Origin of the sequence: Ruegeria sp. HKCCD7221 (assembly GCF_013031225.1) — a bacterium.
Classification (GTDB): Bacteria; Pseudomonadota; Alphaproteobacteria; order Rhodobacterales; family Rhodobacteraceae; genus Ruegeria.
The window spans coordinates 2,501-6,193 of sequence record NZ_WPZE01000019.1; the positions used below are offsets into that span (position 1 = coordinate 2,501).

A 3,693-nucleotide genomic window follows, 5' to 3' on the forward strand; every position below is an offset into this window, starting at 1 on the left:
TAGAGAGAAATCAATCAACACTGTTTGATCGCGCCGAGTGTGGCGTAGATCTCAGTCGTTCTCATCTTCGGGTGAGCGGGTTGTGACACGGGTGTTTCCTCGCCTGTCCACGACTATCGCGGCTGAAACGAACAGAGTTGTCCAAGTCAAGTACACTAACCCGCATGATCTGACGATCATGCATTGTCTTCTATCCTCTGCGTGGGGCCGACCGACATCGGCAGCGCGGGTTCCAGGATGGAAGGCGGGAAAGTATGCTTTTGGTTCAGAAGAAAGATCATCTTTAGTTACCAGCTGGATGATCGCGATCGACATACTTGTGCTCAAGTAGCCGAATAGGCGGTAGCACACTATCATGTGTCTTTCTCTTTCTGGATCAAATCAAGCGCGAGAAGGGCGTTTGGTGAATGCCTTGGCAGCAAGAGGCGATGAAAGACGTGATACTCTGCGATAAGCCATGGGGAGCTGAGAATAAGCTTTGATCCATGGATTTCTGAATGGGGCAACCCACTTGAAAGCTTCATATTGTTAGTTTTGCTAATCAATATGTTGCTTAACCAAGTACTTAAGACCTGAATACATAGGGTTTTAAGAGCAAACCCGGGGAACTGAAACATCTAAGTACCCGGAGGAAAGGAAATCAATTGATACTCCCCTAGTAGCGGCGAGCGAACGGGGACCAGCCGAGCCAGATGAGTGACTAGAACACGTTGGGAAGCGTGGCCATAGCGGGTGACAGCCCCGTATAGGAAGCTTTGATGGACGTATTAAGTAGGGCGGAACACGTGAAATTCTGTCTGAAGATCGGAGGACCACCTTCGAAGGCTAAGTACTCCTTGCTGACCGATAGCGAACCAGTACCGTGAGGGAAAGGTGAAAAGCACCCCGACGAGGGGAGTGAAACAGTACCTGAAACCGAACGCCTACAATCAGTCGGAGGCTCCTTGCGAGCTGACGGCGTACCTTTTGTATAATGGGTCATCGACTTGGTCTCACGAGCAAGCTTAAGCCGTTAGGTGTAGGCGTAGCGAAAGCGAGTCTTAATAGGGCGCATGAGTTCGTGGGATCAGACCCGAAACCGAGTGATCTAGGCATGGCCAGGTTGAAGGTAAGGTAACACTTACTGGAGGACCGAACCCACATCCGTTGAAAAGGATCGGGATGAGCTGTGCCTAGGGGTGAAAGGCCAATCAAACTCGGAGATAGCTGGTTCTCTGCGAAATCTATTTAGGTAGAGCGTCATCCGAATACCCCGGGGGGTAGAGCACTGGATGGGTAATGGGGCCCCACAGGCTTACTGATCCTAACCAAACTCCGAATACCCGGGAGTACTAGATGGCAGACACACTGCGGATGCTAACGTCCGTAGTGGAGAGGGAAACAACCCTGACCTACGACTAAGGCCCCCAATTCATGGCTAAGTGGGAAAGCAGGTGGGACGACCAAAACAACCAGGAGGTTGGCTTAGAAGCAGCCATCCTTTAAAGATAGCGTAACAGCTCACTGGTCTAAATAAGTTGTCCTGCGGCGAAGATGTAACGGGGCTCAAGCCATGAGCCGAAGTCTAGGGATGCGTAAGCATCGGTAGCAGAGCGTAGTGTGACATAGATCCATGCCTCCTTGATCCCTTCGGGGATATTGGAGGCGAGGATCTTTCGATGAAGCCGGCCTGTGAGGGATCCGGTGGAGAGATCACTAGTGAGAATGATGACATGAGTAGCGACAAAGAGTGTGAGAGACACTCTCGCCGAAAGTCCAAGGGTTCCTGCTTAAAGCTAATCTGAGCAGGGTAAGCCGGCCCCTAAGCCGAGGCCGAAAGGCGTAGGCGATGGGAACTAGGTTAATATTCCTAGGCCAGGAGGATGTGACGGATTGCGGATGTAGTTCAGCCTTATCGGATTGGTTGGGCTGCTGAGCAGTTCCTGGAAATAGCCCTCCATCAGACCGTACCCTAAACCGACACAGGTGGACTGGTAGAGCATACCAAGGCGCTTGAGAGAACGATGTTGAAGGAACTCGGCAAAATACCTCCGTAAGTTCGCGAGAAGGAGGCCCGGTTCCTAGGCAACTAGGGGCTGGGGGCACAAACCAGGGGGTGGCGACTGTTTATTAAAAACACAGGGCTCTGCGAAGTCGCAAGACGACGTATAGGGTCTGACGCCTGCCCGGTGCCTGAAGGTTAAAAGGAGAGGTGAGAGCCTTGAATTGAAGCCCAGGTAAACGGCGGCCGTAACTATAACGGTCCTAAGGTAGCGAAATTCCTTGTCGGGTAAGTTCCGACCTGCACGAATGGCGTAACGACTTCCCCGCTGTCTCCAACATCGACTCAGCGAAATTGAATTGCCTGTCAAGATGCAGGCTTCCCGCGGTTAGACGGAAAGACCCCGTGCACCTTTACTACAGCTTCGCACTGGCATCAGGATTGTGATGTGCAGGATAGGTGGTAGGCTTTGAAGCAGGAACGCAAGTTCTTGTGGAGCCTCCCTTGAGATACCACCCTTCGCACTCTTGATGTCTAACCGCGGTCCGTTATCCGGATCCGGGACCCTGCGTGGCGGGTAGTTTGACTGGGGCGGTCGCCTCCTAAAGCGTAACGGAGGCGCGCGAAGGTTGGCTCAGAGCGGTCGGAAATCGCTCGTTGAGTGCAATGGCAGAAGCCAGCCTGACTGCGAGACTGACAAGTCGAGCAGAGTCGAAAGACGGCCATAGTGATCCGGTGGTCCCGAGTGGAAGGGCCATCGCTCAACGGATAAAAGGTACGCCGGGGATAACAGGCTGATACTGCCCAAGAGTCCATATCGACGGCAGTGTTTGGCACCTCGATGTCGGCTCATCTCATCCTGGGGCTGGAGCAGGTCCCAAGGGTACGGCTGTTCGCCGTTTAAAGAGGTACGTGAGCTGGGTTTAGAACGTCGTGAGACAGTTCGGTCCCTATCTGCCGTGGGTGTAGGAGACTTGAGAGGAGTTGCCCCTAGTACGAGAGGACCGGGGTGAACGATCCACTGGTGGACCAGTTGTCGTGCCAACGGCAGTGCTGGGTAGCTATGATCGGACAGGATAACCGCTGAAGGCATCTAAGCGGGAAGCCCCCCTCAAAACAAGGTCTCCCTGAGGGCCGTGGAAGACCACCACGTCAATAGGCCGGAGATGTAAGCGCAGTAATGCGTTCAGTTGACCGGTACTAATCGCCCGATAGGCTTGATTTGATCCAGTAATGGAAAGACAAGACCAAAGCATACACACCTTGAACATGGATAACTTCGTCGCTTTTTTGCAAAAGCAAAAAGAGCGACGGTGTTGATTGAAAACACAACCGAGTGGCAACGCGCCTTTTGCAAGCAAAAGACGCTGCCTGCCACCTGTCGCTTTCTTGCACAGCAAGAAAGTCGACATGGGCTTTTCCTCGGTTTGGTGGTCATAGCGCAAGTGAAACACCCGGTCCCATCCCGAACCCGGAAGTTAAGCACTGCCGCGCCAATGGTACTTGGGCTTAAGCCCCGGGAGAGTAGGTCACCGCCAAACCTAGTAAAAGCCCAACAAACCTCTCTAAACGATCAGCAGAACACTACCCGGTCTCAAATAGCCCAATAGGCGGTAGACCAAACCAAAGTGTCGCGGGATGGAGCAGCCCGGTAGCTCGTCAGGCTCATAACCTGAAGGTCGCAGGTTCAAATCCTGCTCCCGCAACCACTT

Annotated in this window: 1 tRNA gene and 2 rRNA genes; all 3 read left to right on the forward strand. The window is 53.0% G+C overall.

The features are described from left to right. Nucleotides 1–379: 379 nt before the first annotated feature. The 3 genes from GOX73_RS20520 (at nucleotide 380) to GOX73_RS20530 (ending at nucleotide 3,690) form a co-directional block, all read left to right on the forward strand. Nucleotides 380–3,206, forward strand: a 23S ribosomal RNA gene (locus GOX73_RS20520). 201 nt (nucleotides 3,207–3,407) lie between these two features. Further along, nucleotides 3,408–3,522, forward strand: a 5S ribosomal RNA gene (gene rrf, locus GOX73_RS20525). Between the two features lie 91 nt (nucleotides 3,523–3,613). Further along, nucleotides 3,614–3,690, forward strand: a tRNA-Met gene (locus tag GOX73_RS20530). The last annotated feature ends 3 nt before the right edge of the window (nucleotides 3,691–3,693 follow it).